The organism is Clostridium sp. AM27-28, assembly GCF_003480955.1.
Taxonomy (GTDB): Bacteria; Bacillota; Clostridia; order Lachnospirales; family Lachnospiraceae; genus Otoolea; species Otoolea fessa.
The window spans coordinates 1-264 of record NZ_QUJT01000035.1 but is presented as its reverse complement, the minus strand read 5'-3'; the positions used below and the strand labels follow the sequence as shown (position 1 = coordinate 264).

The 264-nt window shown below is 51.5% G+C and carries 1 protein-coding gene; it reads left to right on the top strand.

Annotated elements, in window-relative coordinates:
- Positions 1-264: recombinase family protein (locus DW720_RS15485; RefSeq protein WP_243099741.1), on the top strand; the 264-nt coding region annotated here is incomplete at both ends.

The following is a 264-nucleotide window of genomic DNA, read 5'->3' as shown; positions in this document are numbered from 1 at the left end:
TATCGTGCGGCGGTCTATTGCAGGCTGTCAAAGGACGATGACCTGCAAGGCGAAAGTGCCAGTATCGCAAACCAGCGTGATATGCTGGAAAAATACTGCGAAAAGCAGGGATGGGAGGTTGTGGCAGTCTATCAGGACGATGGCTTCACAGGTCTTAACATGGAGCGTCCTGACCTACAGAGAATGTTGAGAGCCATTGAGCGCAGGCAGATCAACCTTGTCATCACGAAAGACCTCAGCCGACTGGGGCGTAATTATCTGCAA